The sequence below is a fragment of the Oribacterium sinus genome (genome assembly GCF_963553175.1).
Lineage (GTDB): Bacteria > Bacillota > Clostridia > Lachnospirales > Lachnospiraceae > Oribacterium > Oribacterium sinus_B.
The window spans coordinates 78,341-100,156 of record NZ_CAUVME010000004.1 but is presented as its reverse complement, the minus strand read 5'-3'; the positions used below and the strand labels follow the sequence as shown (position 1 = coordinate 100,156).

20 protein-coding genes are annotated in these 21,816 nt (G+C 42.9%); 11 read left to right on the top strand and 9 right to left on the bottom strand.

The window, feature by feature from the left end; translation table 11 throughout:
• The first annotated feature begins 46 nt into the window (after positions 1 to 46).
• The 5 genes from gnpA (at position 47) to RYO92_RS01995 (ending at position 7,047) form a co-directional block, all read left to right on the top strand.
• Positions 47 to 2,239 (top strand): 1,3-beta-galactosyl-N-acetylhexosamine phosphorylase, encoded by a 2,193-nt coding sequence (gene gnpA / locus RYO92_RS02015; RefSeq protein WP_315369321.1) that lies wholly within the window; start codon positions 47 to 49, stop codon positions 2,237 to 2,239.
• Positions 2,240 to 2,496: 257 nt separating this feature from the next.
• Positions 2,497 to 3,813, top strand: coding sequence for an ABC transporter substrate-binding protein (locus RYO92_RS02010; RefSeq protein WP_315369320.1), 1,317 nt, complete (start codon positions 2,497 to 2,499; stop codon positions 3,811 to 3,813).
• Positions 3,814 to 3,931: 118 nt separating this feature from the next.
• Positions 3,932 to 4,837 (top strand): carbohydrate ABC transporter permease, encoded by a 906-nt coding sequence (locus tag RYO92_RS02005; RefSeq protein ID WP_314832895.1) that lies wholly within the window; start codon positions 3,932 to 3,934, stop codon positions 4,835 to 4,837.
• A 156-nt stretch (positions 4,838 to 4,993) separates the two neighbouring features.
• Complete coding sequence (locus RYO92_RS02000; protein ID WP_315369319.1) at positions 4,994 to 5,878, top strand: carbohydrate ABC transporter permease; 885 nt, start codon at positions 4,994 to 4,996, stop codon at positions 5,876 to 5,878.
• 68 nt (positions 5,879 to 5,946) lie between these two features.
• A complete protein-coding gene (locus RYO92_RS01995; protein WP_315369318.1) occupies positions 5,947 to 7,047 on the top strand; it encodes a phosphotransferase enzyme family protein in 1,101 nt (366 codons plus the stop codon).
• Between the two features lie 406 nt (positions 7,048 to 7,453).
• On the opposite strand, the gene RYO92_RS01990 is transcribed toward RYO92_RS01995, so the two are convergent.
• From RYO92_RS01990 to RYO92_RS01960, 7 genes are all read right to left on the bottom strand, one after another.
• Positions 7,454 to 8,734 (bottom strand): SLC13 family permease, encoded by a 1,281-nt coding sequence (locus tag RYO92_RS01990; protein WP_315365689.1) that lies wholly within the window; start codon positions 8,732 to 8,734, stop codon positions 7,454 to 7,456.
• 210 nt (positions 8,735 to 8,944) lie between these two features.
• Positions 8,945 to 9,664 carry a nitroreductase family protein gene (locus tag RYO92_RS01985; protein WP_314667238.1) on the bottom strand — a complete coding sequence of 240 codons (720 nt, stop codon included), beginning with the start codon at positions 9,662 to 9,664 and terminating at the stop codon, positions 8,945 to 8,947.
• A gap of 207 nt (positions 9,665 to 9,871) precedes the next feature.
• A complete protein-coding gene (locus tag RYO92_RS01980) occupies positions 9,872 to 11,065 on the bottom strand; it encodes a flavodoxin domain-containing protein (RefSeq protein ID WP_308578655.1) in 1,194 nt (397 codons plus the stop codon).
• 43 nt (positions 11,066 to 11,108) lie between these two features.
• Complete coding sequence (locus tag RYO92_RS01975; protein ID WP_308578653.1) at positions 11,109 to 11,759, bottom strand: cupin domain-containing protein; 651 nt, start codon at positions 11,757 to 11,759, stop codon at positions 11,109 to 11,111.
• Positions 11,760 to 12,036: 277 nt separating this feature from the next.
• Positions 12,037 to 12,300 (bottom strand): Txe/YoeB family addiction module toxin, encoded by a 264-nt coding sequence (locus RYO92_RS01970; protein WP_308578650.1) that lies wholly within the window; start codon positions 12,298 to 12,300, stop codon positions 12,037 to 12,039.
• The gene (locus tag RYO92_RS01965) at positions 12,300 to 12,566 is read right to left on the bottom strand and encodes a type II toxin-antitoxin system RelB/DinJ family antitoxin (protein ID WP_304072831.1); all 267 of its coding nucleotides are present in this window, start codon (positions 12,564 to 12,566) and stop codon (positions 12,300 to 12,302) included. The genes RYO92_RS01970 and RYO92_RS01965 overlap by 1 nt, the downstream gene beginning before the upstream one ends.
• A 213-nt stretch (positions 12,567 to 12,779) precedes the next feature.
• Positions 12,780 to 13,646, bottom strand: coding sequence for a DMT family transporter (locus RYO92_RS01960; RefSeq protein WP_315369317.1), 867 nt, complete (start codon positions 13,644 to 13,646; stop codon positions 12,780 to 12,782).
• Between the two features lie 244 nt (positions 13,647 to 13,890).
• Here RYO92_RS01960 and RYO92_RS01955 point away from each other — a divergent pair, with 244 nt between their 5' ends.
• The 5 genes from RYO92_RS01955 (at position 13,891) to RYO92_RS01935 (ending at position 19,479) form a co-directional block, all read left to right on the top strand.
• The gene (locus RYO92_RS01955) at positions 13,891 to 14,850 is read left to right on the top strand and encodes a helix-turn-helix domain-containing protein (protein WP_315369316.1); all 960 of its coding nucleotides are present in this window, start codon (positions 13,891 to 13,893) and stop codon (positions 14,848 to 14,850) included.
• 247 nt (positions 14,851 to 15,097) lie between these two features.
• Positions 15,098 to 16,477, top strand: coding sequence for an ABC transporter substrate-binding protein (locus RYO92_RS01950; protein WP_315369315.1), 1,380 nt, complete (start codon positions 15,098 to 15,100; stop codon positions 16,475 to 16,477).
• A 75-nt stretch (positions 16,478 to 16,552) separates the two neighbouring features.
• The gene (locus RYO92_RS01945) at positions 16,553 to 17,434 is read left to right on the top strand and encodes a carbohydrate ABC transporter permease (RefSeq protein WP_315369314.1); all 882 of its coding nucleotides are present in this window, start codon (positions 16,553 to 16,555) and stop codon (positions 17,432 to 17,434) included.
• Positions 17,431 to 18,258, top strand: a complete 828-nt coding sequence (locus RYO92_RS01940; protein WP_315369313.1) for a carbohydrate ABC transporter permease — start codon at positions 17,431 to 17,433, stop codon at positions 18,256 to 18,258. The genes RYO92_RS01945 and RYO92_RS01940 overlap by 4 nt, the downstream gene beginning before the upstream one ends.
• Positions 18,259 to 18,375: 117 nt before the next feature.
• Positions 18,376 to 19,479 (top strand): Gfo/Idh/MocA family protein, encoded by a 1,104-nt coding sequence (locus RYO92_RS01935; RefSeq protein ID WP_315369312.1) that lies wholly within the window; start codon positions 18,376 to 18,378, stop codon positions 19,477 to 19,479.
• Between the two features lie 8 nt (positions 19,480 to 19,487).
• Here the strand turns inward: RYO92_RS01935 and RYO92_RS01930 are convergent, their stop codons facing one another.
• Positions 19,488 to 20,333, bottom strand: coding sequence for an alpha/beta hydrolase (locus tag RYO92_RS01930; protein WP_315369311.1), 846 nt, complete (start codon positions 20,331 to 20,333; stop codon positions 19,488 to 19,490).
• A complete protein-coding gene (locus RYO92_RS01925; protein ID WP_315369310.1) occupies positions 20,308 to 20,463 on the bottom strand; it encodes a hypothetical protein in 156 nt (51 codons plus the stop codon). Before RYO92_RS01925 ends, RYO92_RS01930 begins: the two co-directional genes overlap by 26 nt.
• 256 nt (positions 20,464 to 20,719) lie before the next feature.
• On the opposite strand from RYO92_RS01925, the gene msrA reads away from it, so the two are divergent.
• Positions 20,720 to 21,661, top strand: a complete 942-nt coding sequence (gene msrA / locus RYO92_RS01920) for a peptide-methionine (S)-S-oxide reductase MsrA (protein WP_315369309.1) — start codon at positions 20,720 to 20,722, stop codon at positions 21,659 to 21,661.
• The last annotated feature ends 155 nt before the right edge of the window (positions 21,662 to 21,816 follow it).

Sequence of the window (21,816 nt, the reverse complement as noted above, 5' to 3'; positions counted from 1 at the left end):
ACTAAAATACGGAGTAGATTTAGAAATTATACAGAGGAGCAGCATTATGGGAAAAAGAATAGGACAATTAACCCTCCCCGGAGAAGAGAATTTTTTTGAAGAAACCAAGGAACTGGTGGAGCGTTTAGGAGCGGATGCCATCAGAGACAGTGACGGCACCCATTTGGATCCAAAGAGCAAAACCCTGCCGGTAAAAATTTACAGCACCTATTTTGTAGCCAGAGGGCACAATGAATTTGCCGAAAAGCATCCGGAGGAGTGTCAGCAATTTTACCTGATGTCAAAGCCTCTAACCGCCTATTCCTCCCACTTGGAAATCCCCTATATGGAAGGCTTCTTTCCAAAGCAGGTAAGTCCGGACTTTGACCATGATCCGAAAAAATGGTGGGAGCTTATAGACCGTAGTACAGGGGAAGTGGTAGAGCCCTCCCTTTGGAGCCTAAAAACGGAAAAGAAGGAGGAGGGAAACCATTATCTCCTGATTCTGGAAAACGCTAACCCCTTCCATCGTTATACCCTGAGCTTTTTGGCCTATGCCCTTTGGGACCCCACAGAGCTTTATAACCACATTACCAACCAATGGGGGGATAAGCCCGGAGACATCCCTTTTGACATCCGGAAGCCCCACAGTAAGGCCTTCGCAAAATCCTGTCTCAGTCAGTGGCTGGCAGAGCATCCGGATACGGATGTGGTACGCTTCACCACATTTTTCTACCATTTTACCCTTCTCTTCAATCATGAAGAAAAGGAAAAATATGTGGACTGGTTTGGCTATGGAAACACCGTTTCCACAGATGCTTTAGAGGCCTTTGAAAAGGAGTACGGCTATGCTCTTCGGCCGGAGGATTTGGTGGATGAGGGATATTTCAACAGTACCTTCCGCATTCCTACCAAGGCTTATCTGGATTACATGGATTTTATTCAACGCTTTGTGGCAAAGGAAGCCAAGGAGCTGGTGGAGCTTTGCCATAAGGAAGGTAGAGAAGCCATGATGTTCCTGGGAGATAACTGGATCGGTACAGAGCCCTATGGAAAATATTTTTCCTCCATCGGCTTAGACAGTGTGGTGGGAAGTGTGGGAGGAGGTGCTACGCTTCGTCTGATTTCCGACATTCCCGGAGTCCGTTATACCGAAGGGCGCTTCCTTCCCTACTTCTTCCCGGACAGCTTCTCCCCCGGTATGCATCCTGAAAAGGAAGCAATAGAAAACTGGATCAGCGCAAGAAGAGCCATTTTCAGAAGTCCCATTGACCGCATCGGTTACGGCGGATATTTAAGCCTGGCCTACAAATTCCCCGCCTTTTTGGACAGCATGGAAAAGGTGGCGGAGGAATTTAGAGAAATTCATCAGGAAGTAAAGGGGCAGAAGGCCTACAACAAATGTAAGGTGGCCATCCTGAATGCCTGGGGAAAAATTCGCTCCTGGCAGGCTTATATGGTGGCGCACGCCCTGTATTATCAGCAGATTTACAGCTATTTCGGTATATTGGAAGCCCTGTCCGGTATGGCGGTGGAGGTGGAATTCCTCTCCTTTACCGATCTTTTGGAAAATGGTATCCCAAAAGACATTGATGTCATCCTGAACGCAGGCGATGCAGGTACCTCCTGGTCCGGTGGAGAAATCTGGCAAAATGAAAGGCTTTGCACCATGATTCGGCAATTCGTCTATGAGGGTTGCGGCTTTATCGGTGTGGGAGAACCCTGTGCTACGCAGTATCAAGGCAGCTTCTTCCAGCTTTCCGATGTCCTCGGTGTAGAGAAGGAACTGGGCTTCAGCTTATCTACAGACAAGTATTTTAAAACCGAAAAAACCGCTCACTTCCTATTGGAAGACTTCTCCAAGGAAGAGCTTTCCTTTGGGGAAAGTAAGAAAAACATTTACGCAACGGACAAGGATACAGAGATTTTGGAATATAGCGACGGTTCTGTACACCTTTCTGCCCATACTTTCGGAAAGGGACGAGGCATCTATATGGCAGGACTTCCCTACTCTCCGAAAAATACCAGACTTCTTTTACGGGCTCTTTTATATAGCTGCGGTAAGGAAAATGAATACGCTCTCTACCAGGCCACAAACCCGAGCTGTGAAGTTCATGCCTATCCGGAAAAGGGACTGCTTGCAGTTTTAAACAATAGTCAAGAGCCTCAAGATACCGGCTATTATGACGGAAAGGGAAGGCTACAGGAAATCCATTTGGAAGCCGGGGAAATGCAGTGGCATAGGGCAGAAAAACTGTAAACTATATACGTAAAAGAATAACAAAAAATAAAGCAGAAAAGTACATAACATGATAAGCCGGGACAGCACGCAGTCAAAAGGACAAATGCTTTACACAATCGTATAAAGATTATTTAGGAAATTCTCCCTATACTTAGAAGAAAATAACAGATGTTTTTGTTTCTTCTATATAATTCATAAAAAATAAGAAGAAGCAGAACAAAAAGAGGAAATCCCCTATAGTAAGCAAGGGATTTTTCCGGAAAACGGAGGAAAAAATGAAAAGAAAATTATTGTATCCCATCGCCGTAATGGCATCCTTAGCCCTTGCGCTTACAGCATGCGGCGGCAGCCAAGCAAAGGAAAGTGCAAAAGATGAAAAGGGCGAAAGCAAGGCTGATGCAGGTAGTGAAGCTGCAAAGGCTGATGCTTCCGCACAGAGTGGAGACGGATTAGTATACTGGTCCATGTGGGAAGCTACAGAGCCACAGGGACAGGCTTTAAAGGAAGCGATTGACGCTTTCACCAAGGATACCGGCATTGCCGTAGATGTGCAGTTTAAGGGAAGAACCGGAATCCGTGAGGGATTACAGCCCGCACTTGATGCCGGAACCAACATTGACCTTTTCGATGAGGATATCGACCGTGTAAACAAGACCTGGTCTGCTTATCTTTTAGATTTAGAAGAATTGGCAAAGGCAAATGACTACGAGAAAACCGCAAATGCCGGCCTTATCGCGGCTTGTAGAGAAGTCGGCGGAGGAACTTTAAAGTCTATTCCTTACCAGCCAAATGTATTTGCTTTCTTCTACAATAAGGCAATCTTCGATGAAGCAGGCATTAAGGAAGTACCAAAGACCTGGGAAGAGCTGGATAAGGCTTGTGCTTTAATCAAGGAGAAGGGCTATGCGCCTATCACCAGTGATGACGCTTATATCTTAAGCAGCTTCGGATACCACCTGTCCAGAATCAACGGCTATGAGAAGGCCTCTCAGATTGTGAAGGACGGAAAATGGGATGATCCTTCCGTTCTTGCAGTAGCTAAGGCTTATGAAGACTTTGCTAAGAAGGGCTATTTCTCCGAGAGCATTGCTTCCAATGTTTGGCCGGCAGGGCAGAACCAGGAATTGGCTGCAGGAACTGCCGCAATCTACTTAAACGGTTCTTGGCTTCCAAACGAAGTGAAAGACATTGCCGGCGACAACTTCCAGTGGGGATGCTTTAGCTATCCTGCAGTAGAAAATGGAGTAGATGGCGTTGAAGCGGCAAACTTCGGAGCACAGGTATTGGCAATCAACAAGAATTCCAAGCATGCTGAAGATGCATTCAAGTTAATCACCTACTTCACCAAGGGTAAGTACGACCAGAAGCTTTCCGAGATGTCTTTGGGAATTCCTGCAGACAGCGACAATAAGGAATGGCCTGAGATTTTATCCTCTGTAAAGCCTGTTATGGAGAGCTTAAAGACTCGTTATCCATGGGCAGCTTCCGCAGAAGATAATGCGGATATGACTCCGATCTTAAAGGAGAACTTCACAAAGCTTTGCGGTGGCAGCATCACTGCTGAAGAGTTTGTAAAGAATTTACAGAAGTAATGAAATAGTAAAACGACATTTGACGCTGTGAAAAAAGGAAATCAGGGCCCTCCTCTAATCCGGGGAGGGAAATGCCCTAAAACTTCTTTTTTCACAGCCAATTTTTTAGGAGGCTACAGTGAAAAAGAATTCTGCTATACTATTTGCCTTTGTCAGTCCTGCGGCAATTCTCTTTCTTTTGGTGTTTCTTTATCCCATCCTGAGAACCTTGTGTATGAGTTTCTTTAAGATCGACGGGGTAACGGATACCTTTTCAAAATGGCAATTTGTGGGATTGGAAAACTATCAAAAGCTATTAAGCACCACCCTTTTCCGGATTTCTATGGGAAATCTCTTCCGGATTTGGGCTTTGGGGGGAATCCTGGTGCTCAGCCTTTCCCTTCTTTTTGCTGTAATTATAACCTCCGGCATTCGTGGCAAAAGCTTTTTCCGTGCCATGATTTATCTTCCCAATATTGTTTCTGCGGTAGCCTTAGCCACCATGTGGCTCCAGTATGTTTACAGTCCAAAATTCGGCTTACTGAAGAGCTTTTTCACCATGCTTCATCTGGATAAACTGGCCAAAATCCAGTGGCTCAGCAATGACCATAAGTTTATGGCTCTTTTGATTGCCTATTGCTTCGGTATGGTGGGCTATCATATGCTGATTTTTGCCAGCGGTATCGAGAGAATCAGCGGAGACTACTTTGAAGCTGCCACCTTAGACGGCGCCAATAGACTCCAGCAATTCCGACACATTACCCTTCCTCTTTTAAAGGGAATGTTCCATACCAATATCACCATGTGGTCTGTCAGCAGCGTAGGCTTCTTCGTCTGGTCCCAGCTTTTCTCCACGGTAACGGCGGACACCCAGACCATTACTCCTATGGTCTATATGTATATGCAGATTTTCGGAGCGGGAAACAGTGTTACGGAGCGAAATGCGGGAATCGGAGCCGCAGTAGGGGTTTGCTTAAGCCTTTGCGTAGTCCTAATCTTCCAGCTTTGTAACCGCCTTTTCCGGGACAAGGATTTGGAGTTCTAGATTTGCTGAAAATACTATCGCTAAGATTCTAAAGTATTTTCCGTTATAAAAAATCTTATTCCTAAATCCAGGATGTCCAAATCATTTTTTCAAAAGTCCGTAAAGCTTGTCTGTATAAAAGATAGAATAGGAACGTAAACAAGAAGGAGAAACAGTATGTCATTCTTTTCCAAAGAAAAAACTTATAGAGAACCCATACGCTGGCAGAAAGAGCTGCGTTTAGCCCCTGCTTATCTGCTGCTTTTGATTTGGATTTTCTTCACCGTGATTTTGCTGGGCTGGGTGGTTTTGGCCAGCTTTTCCACCACCAAGGAAATCTTTGCCAATAAATTGCTTGCCTCCGGTTTTCACTGGGAGAATTATGAAAAGGCCTGGGTCAATTCCGATGTATCCACCATCTTTTTTAACTCCCTCTTTTATTCTCTGAGCTCCGTTTTCCTTTTGGTTTTGGTCTGTGCACCGGCAGCCTATGCCCTCTCCCGCTTTTCCTTTAGGGGAAATCAGCTCATGCAAAATGCCTTTGTGGCCTCCATGGGTGTACCGGTGGTCATGATTGTTCTGCCCCTCTTTGCCATGGTGGCAGGACTGGATATTTTAAATCATGTGATTCCCAACAAGCTTACCCTGATTTTTCTCTATGTAGGCATCAATGTACCTTACACCACGATTTTCCTGATGGGATTTTTTGCCAATATTTCCAGAGCCTTTGAAGAGGCTGCTGCCATTGACGGTTGCCCTCCCGGAAAATGCTTTTGGCAGATTATGCTGCCTATGGCGCAACCGGGCATTATCACTGTCAGCATTTTTAACTTTATCAATGTCTGGAACGAGTACTTTATCTCCCTGATTTTCGGAAACTCCGACCAGGTGCGTTCTGTGGCGGTTGGACTCTACTCCATGATTAACTCCATGAAATATACCGGAGACTGGGCAGGGATGTTTGCCTCTGTCATCATTGTCTTCTTACCTACCTTTGTACTCTACCTCTTCCTTTCCGAGCGAATCATTGCCGGAGTAACCGGAGGCGGTGTAAAGGGATAAAAAGCGTAAATCCTTGCAGTGCAAAGCTGCAGTTTTTTCCTCATGCTATTTTTTGAAAAGGAAGCCCTATGAAAAACAAATTAACGAACGAAGAATTGCAAAATGCCCTTTCCCGATTTGCTTTGGAGGGAGAGATAAAATCCTGTACTCCCTATGGTTCGGGGCATATCAATGATACCTTTTTGGTGGAAGCCGGCAGAAACTATATTCTGCAACGAATCAACAGCGAAATCTTCACTAAGCCTAGGGAACTGATGGAAAATGTAGACCTGGTCTGCCGCTTTATGACGAAAGAAATCAAGAAACAGGGCGGAAATCCGGAACGGGAAAGCTTGCAGATTATCAAAACTAAGGACGGAAATCTTTATTACGAAGATGAGAAGAAGAATTTTTTCCGAATGTATCTCTATATTACCGACTGTAAGGCCTTTGACCTTGTGGAAAAACCGGAGCACTTTTATGAAAGCGCCTATGCCTTTGGGCATTTTCAAAAGCTGCTTTCAGACTTTCCCGCAGAAAAATTACATGAGACCATCCCCCACTTCCATGACAGCCCACAGCGTTTTCAGCATTTTCTGAAGGCTGTAGAAGAGGATAAATTCGATAGAAAAAAAGATTGTGAAGAGGAAATTCAGTTTTTCCTATCCCATGAGAAAGACTTGTCCTATGCTTTGGAGCTTTTGAAAAAGGGAGAATTGCCGCTACGGGTAAGCCACAACGATACCAAGTTAAACAATGTGCTCTTTGATGCCAATACGGAAAAGGCTCTTTGCATCATTGACTTGGATACCGTCATGCCCGGGCTTTCCATCTTTGATTTTGGAGATGCTGTCCGTTTTGGTGCCAACACCGGGGCGGAGGACGAAGAGGATTTAAGCAAAATCTCTCTGTCTCTTCCCCTCTTTTCCCTCTATACCAAAGGCTTTTTAGAGGCCTGCGAAGGCTCCCTTTGGGAGAAAGAGATTCTTTCCCTACCGGAAGGCGCAAAGATTATGACTTTGGAATGCGGAATGCGCTTCCTCACCGATTATTTGCAGGGAGACAGCTATTTCCATGTAAAAAGACCGGGACATAACCTGGATCGTGCCAGAACACAGATTGCCCTGGTAAAAGATATGGAAAAGAAATGGACGGAGATGAAGGAAGAAGTGAAGAAATATTTGAGATAAAAAGCAGGAATTCTTCAGAATAGAAAAAATAATGCAGTATAGGTCTAAAATTGGGGCACGCTCCCGCTAACCTCGCCTTGACTGAGCAGTGGTTTATGTTAACCACTGCTCACTTTGCTTTGCAAAGCAACTTCCTTCGGAAGTTGGTCTGTATCAGGACGACTTTTCTAATGAAAAGTCTGTCCTTACAGTACTAACTTCAAGCTTCGCTTTGCTCGCTTTCAGTAAGTACTGACGGGCTCAGATTGCCCCAATTATAGACCCATACTGCATTATTCGCTTCACTTATTGATTTTTATAGTTCTTCACTTTGCCGGATTTCGCAAGTATCGGGCTCAGATTGCCCCCTTTTTAGACCTATACTGCATTAAAAACTATCTATTTTGTTATTTATAATCCCTGCTTTTTATCTCCAAATAAACCAAACGAAAAGATAGCCGGTTCCTGCCGCGGCCAGGGTAAAGGGGATTCCGATTTTCATAAATTCGCCGAAGCCTACCTTGTAGCCCTCCTGCTTAAGCATTCCTACCGCAGTGATATTTGCACTGGCTCCGATGGGGGTGATATTTCCTCCCAGAGTTGCGCCGGTTAAAAGTCCAAAATACAGAAGATAGGGTTCAATCTGTAAAAGCTGGCAAATACCGGTAATGATGGGAAGCATGGTTGCCACATAGGGAATGTTATCAATAAAGGCAGAAAAGATTACGGAACCCCAAACAATAATACTGTACAAAAGGAAAAGATTGTTTCCTCCCAGCTTTACGATTCCTTCCGCCGCAAGGTCTATTAAGCCCACATCGGTAATGCCCTGAATCACAAGGAAAAGCCCCATTAAAATCAAAAGAGTCTCTCTATCCACAGAAAGCAAAGACTTCTTAAGATTCTCCGGCATTTTCTTCACATGGAAATCCACTGCCATACAGATGACAGCGATAACGCAACAAATCAAGCCGTTAATAATACCGGGAGTGTTGGGAATGAAGGAGGCCACAATCAGAGAAACCACCACCCCAATTAAAGCAATACTGGGAAAATATCCCTCTACCTCGGTTTTTTCCGTAGCCTCCACCGGCTGACGGAATTTTCTAAACAAAAGCATCATAATCGGCACGGTCGCCATAGCTCCCAGCTCTACGGAAAAGAACATTCCCGGTTTTCCCTTCATAAAGAAAAACTCCATGAAGTTCATCTTGGCATAGCCCCCCAACATAATGGAAGTAGTATCCCCTACCAGGGTCGCCGCCCCTTGTAGGTTGGAGGATACCGCAATAGATAAAAGCATGGGAACCGGGCTGATTTTGATTTTCTTACAAATGGCAAGTCCCACCGGGGCAATCATCAAAACCGTAGCCACATTGTCGATAAAGGCGGATACTGATCCTGCAAATAAGGACATCAAAATGATAACCCACATCACATTGGAACATTTATCCAATATAATCTCCGCCAGACGGTTGGGCATCTTAGATTCAATAAAGTAATACACGATGACCATGGTTCCGCCGATCATCATAATCACATTCCAGTTAATGACGGACAGGAGATAAAGGGGATTTCTCTGTAATATACCTAATCCCACAAAAAGGAGGGCCACCGCCCAGATGGCATATAGCCTCCATTCCTGTTTTACAATCATCACCACATACATGAGAATAAACAAAATCAATGCAATACTTTGTAATGGCATCCCTACTGCTCCTTTACTCTACAATATCCACTCTTACTACTTTGTTTCCTATACTACTGTTTTGTAGTCGTTTTATGGTCGCTCTATGATCGCTTTATGCAGATTCATCTCACTTTCTTACCCTAATACTACTAGGCAAAGAAAAAACTCCCGCAAAGCAGGAGCTGTTTTTCCTTTGTTATGCTATTTTGCCCTAAGCTATTAAGAATGTCAAGAATTCTCTTCTTTTTGATACTTTGCACCATTTCCAAAGGGGAAAGTTCCCTCTCCTACCCCTTTCAGAAAATGATACTTGGCAATACCTAAATCCACCATGTCCATATCGTAGTTATCCGGCACGGAAGCCCGAAGTTCCCCATGCTCATAAAAGAACTTCGGCTTTTGCTTATTTAAAGCACTGGGGGCTAAGGCTACCGCCTCCATCCCCTCCTGAATCCAATGAGGGTAGGAATCCTGTCCGGAAATTCGTTCATGCCAAGGCTTTTTCTTCATAGGGAATAAGCTACCGATCAGCTTTCTACCGATTCCCTCTTCTCCGCTGTGTCCAAGCGCAATTACCGCCTGAATATGCTCATCCTCCGGATAGCAGAAGCTTTCCCGGTCAAAGGTTCCTCCAACCCAGCAGCTCCCTATTCCCAGCTCTTCCACAAACAGTACCAGCTCTTCCCCATAGAAACCGATTTTCTCCCGAAAATGGGCAAGCCCGGCATTTCCCTTTAAGAGAATCAAACTGCGTACATTTTTGAAAAGTCCGTAGCTTTTCCGAAAATCCTGAAATGCTCTACTGCCGTCTTCTTCAAATTCTATCGTAAGTCCTGTTTCCAGATTGATTGCAGAAATTTTATTTTGAATCGCCTCCATTTCCTCCTCGGACAGAGGGGCAGGAGTGAAAATACGATGTGATTTACGATGTAGGATTGCGTCTGTCATGCTTTTCTTCTAATTAGCCTTTCTTTTTAGAATTTATTCCTTTCGTTTCCTTTAGCATTTATAGCTATTACGAAATATCTTACCAAGCTTTTGTTACCAAGCTTTACGCCGACTTCTTCTCTATTTTCAGTAGAAGAAAACACCCTTCCTAGTATAGAAAGTTTTTTGCAAAAAGCAAGGGAGAGGATGTCACTTCCTCTCCCTCTCCTATTCTGCCTTTAACAATGCGCTTACCAATGCCGGAATCGCCGCAAAATCCTCTTCCTTTGCCGTCCATTCCGCCCGAATATTTTCAGGAATGACATTATAGCCTGCTTCCTTTAAGGACTCCTGTAAAACCTTCACAGACTCTCCGCTCCAGCCATAACAGCCGAAAGCTGCTGCCTTTTTCTTCTTAAACTTCAGCTGCTTTAAAAACTCCAACCAGCCTGCCACAGAAGATAAGACAGAATTTCCCACGGTGGGGGATCCTACCGCAATGGCCTTGGACTTAAAGATCTCCGTCATCACTTCATTTTTATCCGACTTGGAAATGTTAAAAACCTTCACTACCGTATCCGGACTTTGCCGATGAATCTCCTCCGCAATGCTGTAGGCAATCTTTGTAGTGCCCTCCCACATGGTATCAAAGGCAATCGTCACCTGATCTTCCTGATAATCCTGAGCCCATTCCGCATATTTTTCCACAATCTGCATGGGATTTTCCCGCCAAATGGCACCATGGGAAGGAGCAATAATCTCTATCGGAAGATTTAAAGCCGTAATCTCCTCCAGCTTTTTCCGTAAAATCGGAGCAAAGGGGGCCACAATATTGGCATAGTACTTCATGGCTTCCTTCATGAGAACGCATTGATTTGCCTTATCGTTAAAAAGCTCCTCCACCGCATAATGCTGTCCAAAGGCATCCATGGAGAAGAGGATATTGTCCCCGGTTAAGAAAGTTGCCATGGAATCCGGCCAGTGGAGCATCCGCATTTCCAGGAAAATGAGTTTCTTTCCGTTTCCGATATCCAAGGAATCCCCGGTCTTAACCACATGGAAATTCCAGCCCCTCTTGCCATACTGCCCCTCAATGCTTTTCACCGCATTTGCCGTACAATAAATAGGCACATCCGGAATCTCCTCCAAAATGGTAGTCAGAGAGCCGGAATGGTCGCACTCCCCATGATTTGCCACGATGAAATCAATCTTTTTCAAATCAATTTCTTTTTTCAGATTCTCCACAAAGTCAAAACGATGGGGTGTCCAAACCGTATCCATCAAAACCGTCTTTTCTTCCTCGATGAGATAGGCATTTTGGCTGGAACCGTTGATGATGGAATAATCATCCCCATGAAAATGCTGTAATTCCCAGTCGATATAGCCTATCCAACTGACATTTCCCTTTACTGCTTTTCTCATCTTATTCTCCCAAAGAATTCTCTTATGTACTTTAAACGTTCTCTTATGCCAAACTGATTAACAAAGCCATTTTGAAATTCCCCTTGGCTGTTACTGCATGCCGTCCTGCCTTGGCAAAATGGAACTCTTCTCCGGCATGAATCACATGGTCCACGCCCTCATACTGAATTACTGCTTCCCCTTCCAGCGCAAATACCATAGCCTCTCCCGGAGCTGCGTGCTCGGAAAGACCGGTGCCCTCGGCAAAGGACATCAGCACAAACTTCATTTTCTCATTGTGCATCAAGTCCATGTTTACAATCTTGCCCTCCTGATAGGGGAGTAAGTCTGCCAAACGAAAAACCTCACCTGCTTTTACTGCTTCATTCATAAAATCTTCCCTCCTTATGGAAATTTCTGTGTATACTGCACCTTTTTCACTACGGATTCCCACCGGTTTCTCCACCGGGGTGAGAATGGCTTGCCCCTTGGAAAGGAACTTCCCCTCTCCTTCTCCGTAAACTTCTATCTCCCCCTCCGCTACGAAAAGCAGCTTATGATAGGAGTAAAGCTCTGCACTGATATCCGTCCTCTCCGCCATGGAAAAATAAATGACAGCGTTTTCTCCCGGATGAATCTGCTTGGATACTGTACAGCTCCGTACCGGCGGATTGTCTCTTGCTATGGAAAACACTTCTCCGACTTTTTCTTTCATAAGCCTCCTTTCTTTGCCGAAGGACTTTGATTTTGAAAATGCTTCAGGCTTTAAAAACATTGCTCTTGAAGTCTCTTTAAGCTCTAAAAAATTCGCCCTTTAAACAATTTAAACTTTAGCTTTATAAGAGGCTTACATCTTTAAATCCTTCTTACAAAGTCTATTGTATACAATATATGCGATTCATTTGTTGCAAATGCAACAAATGAATCTAACAAAAGAAAAAAAGAATTTTTACCGATATATCTCATACAGGTGCTTTCTACAATTAGATACATTATTTATCGCCATAATGAGAACCACATTCTGCAATTTCCAGCATATCTCCCACAATACGAAAAACAATCCGATTCTTTTCATCGATTCTTGCACTCCAAAAGCCGGACAAATTATCTGATAATTTTTCCGGTTTTCCAATACAATTATATCCATTTCTATCTATGTCTTTCAAAATTTTATTTATTCTTCTTAGTGTTTTCTTATCTTGTTCCTGCCAGTATAAATATTCCTCCCACGCTTCATCATGCCATATTTTTCTCATTATTCGGCCTCAATAAGCTCATGCTCATGTATCTTATATCCGGCCTTCATCTCCGCAACTCGTCTTTCCAAAGTAGCTAAATGTTCACTGCTATAAAATGTGTCTCTCTCTGTTGTAATTTCAAATGGAATTCTTCTTTCACGAACTACCGTTTTAGCAAAAATGCAAAATGCTGTAGTCATATTCATCCCCACATCAGAACAAAACTCATCAAACTGTTTCTTTAAATCTTCATCCATACGAACACTAATACTCGTCTGTGCCATAAGAAAGCCTCCTTATCTGTATTGAATTTTAGAATCATATTCTATATAGTATATATACATTGTATTATATTTTCAATGCAATGTATATATAATTATTGTTAATTTGGTAATTTGCATTATAAAGTAAATCACCATACTAATCTTTAAAAATTGATTCACTAATCAAGATAATTTATTCACTATTCTTTTAAGGAAATACTAACTCTTTATCAACTAACTCTGCTTCCATTTCCAAAGAGCCGTTCCGAAAATGAGGGCATAGCCCACAAAGCTATAAACGTCCGGAATTTCCCCAAAGACCACAAAGCCCAATAAAGCCGCAAAGAGCACCTGGGAATAGTCAAAGACGGAAATTTCCTTGGCCGGGGCATAGGCATAAGCCTTGGTCACAAAAATCTGTCCCACCGCCGCACTGCAGCCCGCTAAAATCAAATATACTGTTTGCTGTATAGACATTGGCTTGTATTGCAAAAGAAAAAAGGGAAGCAATATCAAAACGGAAAACATCGAAAAAGAAAAAACCACTACCGGTCCTTTCACTCCGCCCAATCCTACCTTTCGCACATAGGTATAGGCTGTTCCCGCCGAAAATCCGCCAAAAAGTGCCACCAGTGCGGGAAGTCCCACGATTCCCTGCCCGGGCTTCACCACAAAGGCTGCTCCCAGCAAAGCTAAAAGCACGGAAACAATCGCCATCTTGTTGGGCTTTTCTCCCAAGATAAAAATAGACATTACAATAGCAAAGAAAGGCGCCATTTTCTGTAAAATACTGGCATCCCCCAGCTTCAGATACGTAATTGCCCAGAAGTTACAAAGAATTCCCAAGGTTCCAAAACAGCAACGAAGCAATAAAGGAATTCTAAGTTCCTTGGGTACATAATAACGTATTCCCTGTTGCCGCATCATCACAAAGGCAATCAAAGCCGCCACACAATTTCGAAACATTGCCTTCTGCATGGTAGGTATATCTCCGGAAAGCTTCACAAAAAAAGCCATTCCTGCAAAGCCTGCTGCTGAAAGGATTATGGAAATGATTCCCTTTATTTTACGGTCTTTTTCTACTCTGATTTCTTCCTTCATTTACACTACTCTTCTTTCTAAACTAAATATACTGTCTTATTATAACGAAGATGAAATAAAACAGCCAGTCTAGTGCATCTACAATTCCCCCTTATCCTCATTTTAATCTCCCCCTATAAACTCATTTTAATCCCCCCTATAAACTCTCTATTTCTTTTCTCCTATAAAGCCTTTATACTGAAAACACTTAAACAAGGCAGCTTCTATTCCTATAGAAAATATACAGAAAGTTTGGCGGCATCCTATGTACAGCGCTATTGATAATATTCATTTTCATTTTTTATATATTGATCGCTATTCCTTTGGTCGGAATTGGATCTTTCCGGAAAGCAGTATTCCCTACAATATGCTCCGTTACATTGAATCCGGAACCGCCAGTTTCTTCATAGATTCTCAGGAGTATTCTGTCAAAAAAGACCAAATCATCTATATTCCCAAAGGAAGTCAGCTCTCCTGCTTTGCCACCAGCAGTCATTTTTCCTTCACCAGTATTCGATTTACCAGCTCTGTTTTTTTTGAAGGAGGAGACTTACTGGGGGATTATTATCATTTGCCGAAGATCATGGAAGGCAAGGGAGAAAGCTTTTATTTTGATGAAATCTATCAATGGGTAAAAAAAGAGAGCCCTGCAAAGATGTTCTTTGTCAGGGGGTATTTAGAGCTATTGATTGCCTCTCTCATTGCCAAGGTCAATCCGGAAAGAGATCAAGAAGAGTTTCCTTCTATTTCTTTGAATACTAAAAACGATATAGAAGAACAAGCTAAAAACTCAGCTAATTTATCTTCTCAAAGTCAGCCTTCTTCATGTTCAAATAAGGAAGCCACAGAAGAACAGGACTTAGAAAAAATCAGAAATCAAATCAAAAAATCCGGTACCGGAATGGATTCTCGTATCCAAGGGGTAGTGGATTATATTCTCTTGCATCCCAATGAAAAATATTCTCCAAGCCGTTTAGCGGAAATGGCGGAATTAAGCAAGCAAAGATTTACTTCTTTATTCAGTTCCCAGCTGGGAAAGTCTCCCATGGTCTATGTCAAAGAGCTGAAGCTTACCACTGCTGCCAGAAAATTACTGGTTTCCAACCTTCACATCAACGATATTGCCTATGAACTGGGCTATGAAGATACCAATTACTTTATTCGTGAATTTAAACGAGCATTCGGATGTACGCCGAACCAGTACCGTCATATTGCCAAAGAATAAAAAATATTTCTTATTTATAATTTAACAAAGAAGATAAATCTTATTGACAGTAAAAACTTTGTTTTTCAAGCGTAAAATGCTATTATTAGGTCTATTTTCTATGGAATCGTCTAATTTTTTCCTATATTATACAAATTAATCAGTTATTATACACAAAGAAAAATTGCAAATTCCCAAAAAGGAACTTGCGAACAAGATGCCCTAGGATTCCCCTATAGCACTTGCATACTACTAAGGAGGACGATTTATGAGAAAAAAGATTTTAAGCGCTATGCTGAGTCTGACAATGCTTTGTACAGCTCTGAGCGGATGCGGTAGCAGTGCCGCAAAGGAGGAAAGTAAAGCTCCGGAGCAAAAGAGTAGCGAAGTAAAGGGCAGTGAGGAAAAGGCGGAAGCAGCTGAATTGGAGGGAGATATTACTTTCTGGCATTCCTTTACCCAGGGACCAAGATTGGAAACCATTCAGGAGGCTGCGGATAAGTTCATGGAGGAGCACCCAAAGGTTACTATCAAAATTGAAACCTTTTCCTGGAATGACTTTTACACCAAGTGGACAACAGGGCTTGCTTCTGGGAATGTGCCGGATATGAGTACCGCTCTGGTAGGGCAGGTTTCCGAAATGATTAATTCCGACGCTATCATTCCGCTGAATGGATTAATTGATGATATCGGACGGGATAAGTTCTATGAAAACGCATTAAATGAGCTTTCCGTAGACGGTAACAACTATGCTGTTCCTCTCTATTCTCACGCCATGGTGATGTGGGTTCGCAAGGATTTACTGGAAAAAAACAACTTAGAGGTGCCAAAGACATGGGATGAGCTTTATGAAGAAGCCAAAGCGCTAACCAAAGACGGTATTTACGGTCTCTCTTTTCCTTGTGGCTCTACGGACTTCCAAGCCACCAATTTCCTGAATTTTTACGTAAAGGGTGCCGGAGGAAGCTTGCTAACGGATGACTTAAAAGCGAATCTTACCAGCGATTTAGCTATAGAAGGAATTAACTACTGGTTGAAGGTATATAAGGACTGCTCACCAAAGGATTCCATTAACTACAATGTACTGGATCAGGCTACACTCTACTATCAGGGAAAAACAGCCTTTGACTTTAACTCCGGATTCCAAATCTCCGGTGTAGCGGCAAACTCTCCGGATTTACTGGATTATGTAGACTGCTATCCCATCCCCACCATTAAGGGTACAGAGCAGAAGGGCATTACCACTTCTAACCAGCCGTTGGTCATTTGGAAGAATTCCAAACACCCTGAAATTTGTGAAGCCTTTATCAAAACCTTATATGAAGAAGACAACTATGTGAAATTCCTCCATTCCGTTCCTGTCGGAATGCTTCCGGCAATTAAGGGCATCGAGGATTCCGAAGCGTATAAAGATGACCCCACTATTCAGAAATTTGCCCATGCGGAAGAAGTGATTTCTTCTCAGATTCCCGGCGGAACTGCTATCGGATTTGAACATGGACCAAGCGTACAGGCAGGTATCCTTACCAACCAGCACGTAATTGAAGAAATGTTCCAAGATATAATTACCAACGGAACAGATGTAAAGACAGCCGCTAAAGCAGCTGAAGATAAGTTAAACAGCTTAATGGAAGCTGCTACACAATAATCTTTTTCTTCTCGGAAGAGGCTGCAAGAAGATTTCTTCTTGCAGCCTCTCCAAACTAGAAAGGTAGGTCAGAAAATGAAGACAAGATCTTATACGAAATGGTTGTTTGTACTTCCTGCCGTCATTGTCGTAGCCGCCCTTTTTATCTATCCCATTTTTTCCAGTCTCTTTTTCAGTATGACCAGTAAGAATCTTATTCGACCAAGATACAATTTTCTGGGACTGAAAAACTATAAAGATATTCTAAGTGATCCCAAATTTTGGGCAGCCTTTTTGAACTCTTTAAAATGGACTGTATTTTCCTTGTTGGGACAGATATTGGTGGGCTTCACTGCTGCTCTGGCCTTAAATCGGGTAAAGCTCTTTAAAGGGATGTATAAAACTCTACTGATTATCCCCTGGGCCTTCCCTTCCATCGTTATCGCCTTCTCTTGGACTTGGATATTAAATGGAGTCTATGGCATTTTTCCGAATCTTTTGGTGAAATGGAAAATTTACGAAACCGCTCCACAGTTTCTCACAGAAAAGAATCTGGCTTTTATCGTACTGGTACTCATCAACATTTGGTTCGGAGCACCGATGATTATGGTCAATGTCTTATCTGCTTTACAAACTGTACCACAGGACCAGTATGAAGCCGCAAAAATTGATGGTGCCAGTGCCTTGCAGTCTTTTCAACACATCACCATTCCCCACATCAAACTGGTTATGGGACTTTTGGTGGTTCTAAGAACGGTTTGGATTTTCAATAACTTCGACTTAATCTATCTGATTACCGGTGGAGGGCCTGCCGGAAGCACACAAACCGTTCCCCTTTATGCCTATGAAATGGGATGGGGAACCAAGCTGCTGGGAAAATCCTCTGCTGTAACAGTACTGCTGTTTATTTTCCTAATGAGTGTTTGCATTATCTACTTCACCATTATGAATTGCTGGGAAAGGGAGGAAAATAAATGAGAAAGAAATATTTTGCGAGCTTAATCAGCCACATCTACCTCTTGCTCCTCTGTTTCTTCGCCATTTTCCCCTTGCTATGGATTATTATTTCCTCCATTAAAGGAAAGGGCGAATTAACCGGAAATCCCACAGCCTTTCTTCCGAAAGTAGTAACTTTGGAATATTATCGCCATGTGATTTTTGATTTGGGTTTCATTGTAAATATCCGAAACAGTGTCATTATTTCCTTAGCCACAACAGGAATAGCTATTACAATTTCTGCCTTGGCAGCCTATGGCATTGTTCGATTCTTCCCTAAAATCGGAACGGTACTATCGAAGGTTTTGGTTACCACCTACATTTTCCCTCCCATCCTTTTAGCCATTCCTTATTCCATCGTAATGGCAAAGCTGGGACTGACCAATACCAGAATCGGATTGGTACTGGTCTATCTTTCCTTCAGTATTCCCTATGCGGTTTGGCTTTTGGTGGGATTTTTCAAAACAGTTCCCATAGGAATAGAAGAAGCCGCAAAGATAGATGGAGCCAATAAAATTCAGGTGTTTATGCAGGTAGTGATTCCTCTGGTGGCACCGGGAATCGTAGCCACCGCCATTTATACCTTTATCAATGTTTGGAATGAGTTTTTATACTCTTTAATCCTGATTAATGATACTTCCAAGATGACTGTGGCTGTTGCCCTTCGCTCTCTAAACGGTTCAGAAATATTGGACTGGGGCGATATGATGGCAGCCTCCACATTGGTAGTAGTTCCTTCCATTATCTTCTTCTGCCTGATTCAGAATAAGATTGCAGGAGGACTTTCCGAAGGAGCTGTAAAGTAAATTAGTGTAGAAGCTATATCAACTTTTAAAAAACGAAAATAAAAAACGAGGATTGGGACTAAAAGAAGTAAAGAAATGAATATTTAGCCCTAAATCGTGAAAAGTTAGGAGTTAAACATGATAAATTATGCCGTAGTGGGTGTGGGCTATTTCGGTGCAGAATTAGCCCGCATCATGAAAGAACAAGAAGATGCACAAGTCGTTGCTGTTTATGATCCGGAAAATGGAGAGACTATTGCGAAAGAATTGTCCTGCGATGCAGAAGCAAGCTTGGAATCCCTTGTTTCCAGACCGGATGTAAATTGCGTGATTGTGGCATCCCCAAATTATTTGCACAAAGAGCCGGTAATTTTGGCTGCAAAACACGGAAAAAATGTTTTTTGTGAAAAGCCTATCGCCCTCTCCTACGCAGACTGTGATGAAATGGTAAAGGCCTGCGAAGAAAATCACGTGATTTTCATGGCAGGACACATCATGAACTTCTTTAATGGTGTACACCATGCAAAGGAACTGATTAACGAAGGAAAAATCGGAAAAGTTCTCTACTGCCACTCTGCCAGAAACGGCTGGGAAGATGTGCAGGAGTCCGTATCCTGGAAGAAGATTCGGGAAAAGTCCGGAGGACATCTTTATCACCATATCCACGAATTGGATTGTGTTCAGTTCCTCATGGGAGGGATGCCGGAAGAAGTTACTATGGAAGCCGGAAATGTGGCTCACCAAGGCGAGGCCTTTGGTGATGAGGATGATATGATTTTCATAACCGCCCGATTTAAGGATGGCCGTTATGCTGTGATGGAATGGGGTTCCGCCTTCCGTTGGCCGGAGCATTACCTTTTGATTCAGGGTACAGAGGGAGCCATCAAGCTGGATATGTTTGATGCCGGCGGCACTCTGAAAGTAGACGGAAAAGAAAGCCATTTCCTTCTTCACGAAAGTAAAGAAGAAGACGAGGACAGAACCCGCATTTATCACGGTACGGAAATGGATGGTGCTATTCAATACGGTAAGCCAGGCAGAAAGCCGCCACTATGGCTACAGGGCATTATGAAGAAGGAAATGGCCTTCCTCAATGGTATAATGCACGGCGAGGAAGTAAGTGACGAATATAAGCCCCTTCTCACCGGAGAAGCCGCAAGAGCCGCTATTGCCACAGCGGATGCATGCACGAAGTCCAGAATGGAAGACAGAAAGGTAAAGCTTTCAGAAATTATCGGATAAAAAGATAATCACTCTTCCATAATCCACCGAATCCCCTTTTCGATTCTTTGCTCCACTTCACAAAAATGGTTTCCGGGATTTTGCTCAAAATTCACACAATAGCCCGAGGATTGGTAGTGCTCTACCAGTTCCCGGGTTTTGCTTTCTATGGTGGACAGGACGGAATGCTTGGTCTTCGCTTCTTCTGTTCCCAAAGAAAGATACAGCCTCTCCGCTTTGCTCAGCATTTTCTTCTCCTTGGCAAAGGAAACGAAGTCCGGATACCAAAGGGAGCCGGAGACAGAAGCAATCCGAGAAAATAAAGAGCTTCGGTAGCCGGCATATAGGGCAAAAAGACCGGCCAAGGAATATCCGGCCAACGCATAATATGTAGGCTCTTCTCCAAGAATTTCTACTGCCCTCGGAATAATTTCCTTTTCTAAAAGGAACAAATATTCATCCGCTCCGCCAATAAAATCCTTCTCATTTTTAATAAGAGCAGGACTATCCCAGGGGCACATATCCTTCTGCCAGTTTAAGTTATTGATACAAAGAAGTGGAAAGCTAAAGTACTCCTGCCTTTGTAAAAGCTTTACCACCGCCTCTTTCTCTTCGGAAAAACAATGAAGAATCAGTAGAGGAGGGGATAATTTGACTGCTGATAATTGGACTTCTGATAATTTCCCTCCCAAAGCTTTTGCTTCCATAGTCTGGCCATTTGTGTTCAGACTGGTATTTTTATTCGCATGATTTAATTTATTCTCCACCACACTTTCAAGAGGTTGATACAGTGTCGCTTTCTTTCCCTCTACGGAAAAGGACGATATTTTCAGCTCTTTTTCCATTCCTCTATTCTCCATTCCTATATTTTCCATCTCTGCTTCCAACAAATCCGGTTTCTGTATCCATGGTTTCTGTATCCATGGTTTCTGTATCCATGGTTTCTGTATCCATAGTTTCTATATCGCTGCTTCTGTAGCGCCGGCCTCTGTATCTCTGGTCCATACACATCCGGCTGCTGCATTTATCAAAGTATCATGCTCTATATATTTTCTATACTATAGCATTGTTTTCCTTTTCGGAATACAAATCTAAAAAAAGCTGGAAATCCCGGGGATTCTTGTAGATTGCCTTCTCATTTGTGCTAAAGTAAAGCTATCAGTTATCAAACTAAGGATTTTTTCAGCAAATGTTATAGCTATAAACTACAATGCTACAGAACCGTTTCATTATAAATCAATTTCATCGGAAAGGAGTTACTATGCAGAAAACCATATATCTTGCAGGCGGTTGCTTTTGGGGAGTAGAAGCCTATTTTCAAAGAATTCCGGGAGTGCTCTCTACCTCTTGCGGTTACGCCAACGGAAACAGCAGAAATCCCAGCTATAAAGAGGTTTGTCACAACAATACCGGCCATGCGGAAACCGTAAAAATCGACTATGACCCGGAGCGCCTGCCTTTAAAAAATCTTTTGCGCTATTATTTTCGGATTATTGATCCTACCAGCTTAAATAAGCAGGGAAATGATGTGGGCACCCAATACCGCACCGGTATCTATTATGTAGAAGAAAAGGACAAAGATATTATTCAGGAAGCTCTAAAAAAAGAGCAGGAGCAGTACAGCTCTCCTTTGGTGGTGGAAGTACTTCCCTTGGCAGCCTTTGACTCGGCGGAAGAATATCATCAGGATTATCTGAATAAAAATCCGGGAGGCTACTGCCACATCTCCCTTGCCCTGGCGGATGAGCCATTGATTGATTCAGAGCAATATCAGCCTCTTTCCGAAAAAGAACTACAGGAAAAGCTGACAAAAGAGGAATACAATGTTCTGGTGCATAGCGCCACAGATCGTCCCTTTGAAAATGTTTATTGGGATACAAATGCTAAAGGGCTTTATGTGGATAGAGCCACCGGAGAACCGTTATTTTCCTCCAAAGACAAATTTCACTCCTCTTGCGGATGGCCCAGCTTTGCAAAGCCCATTGCCGGAGAAGTAATCCGCTACCTGGAAGACAACAGTCTGGGAATGCGTAGAATAGAAGTCCGTTCTCAGGGTGGAGACTACCATCTGGGTCATGTCTTTCATGACGGTCCAAAAGAACTGGGCGGCCTCCGCTACTGCATTAACTCCTCTTCTGTCCGCTTTATTCCCTATGAGGAAATGGAAAAAGAGGGGTATGGGGAACTGAAAAAATATATATAAAAAACCATCTTCCTTGCCTTAGTTGCCGGCGCAACTAAGTTCCCTCCAGTTCCTATACGCTCTGACGATCCATCTACTCTTCAAATCATATTGCAACGAAAACAAAGTATGATAAAATAGTAAAAATTAATGTTTGAATAGTACGGAACAAAAAC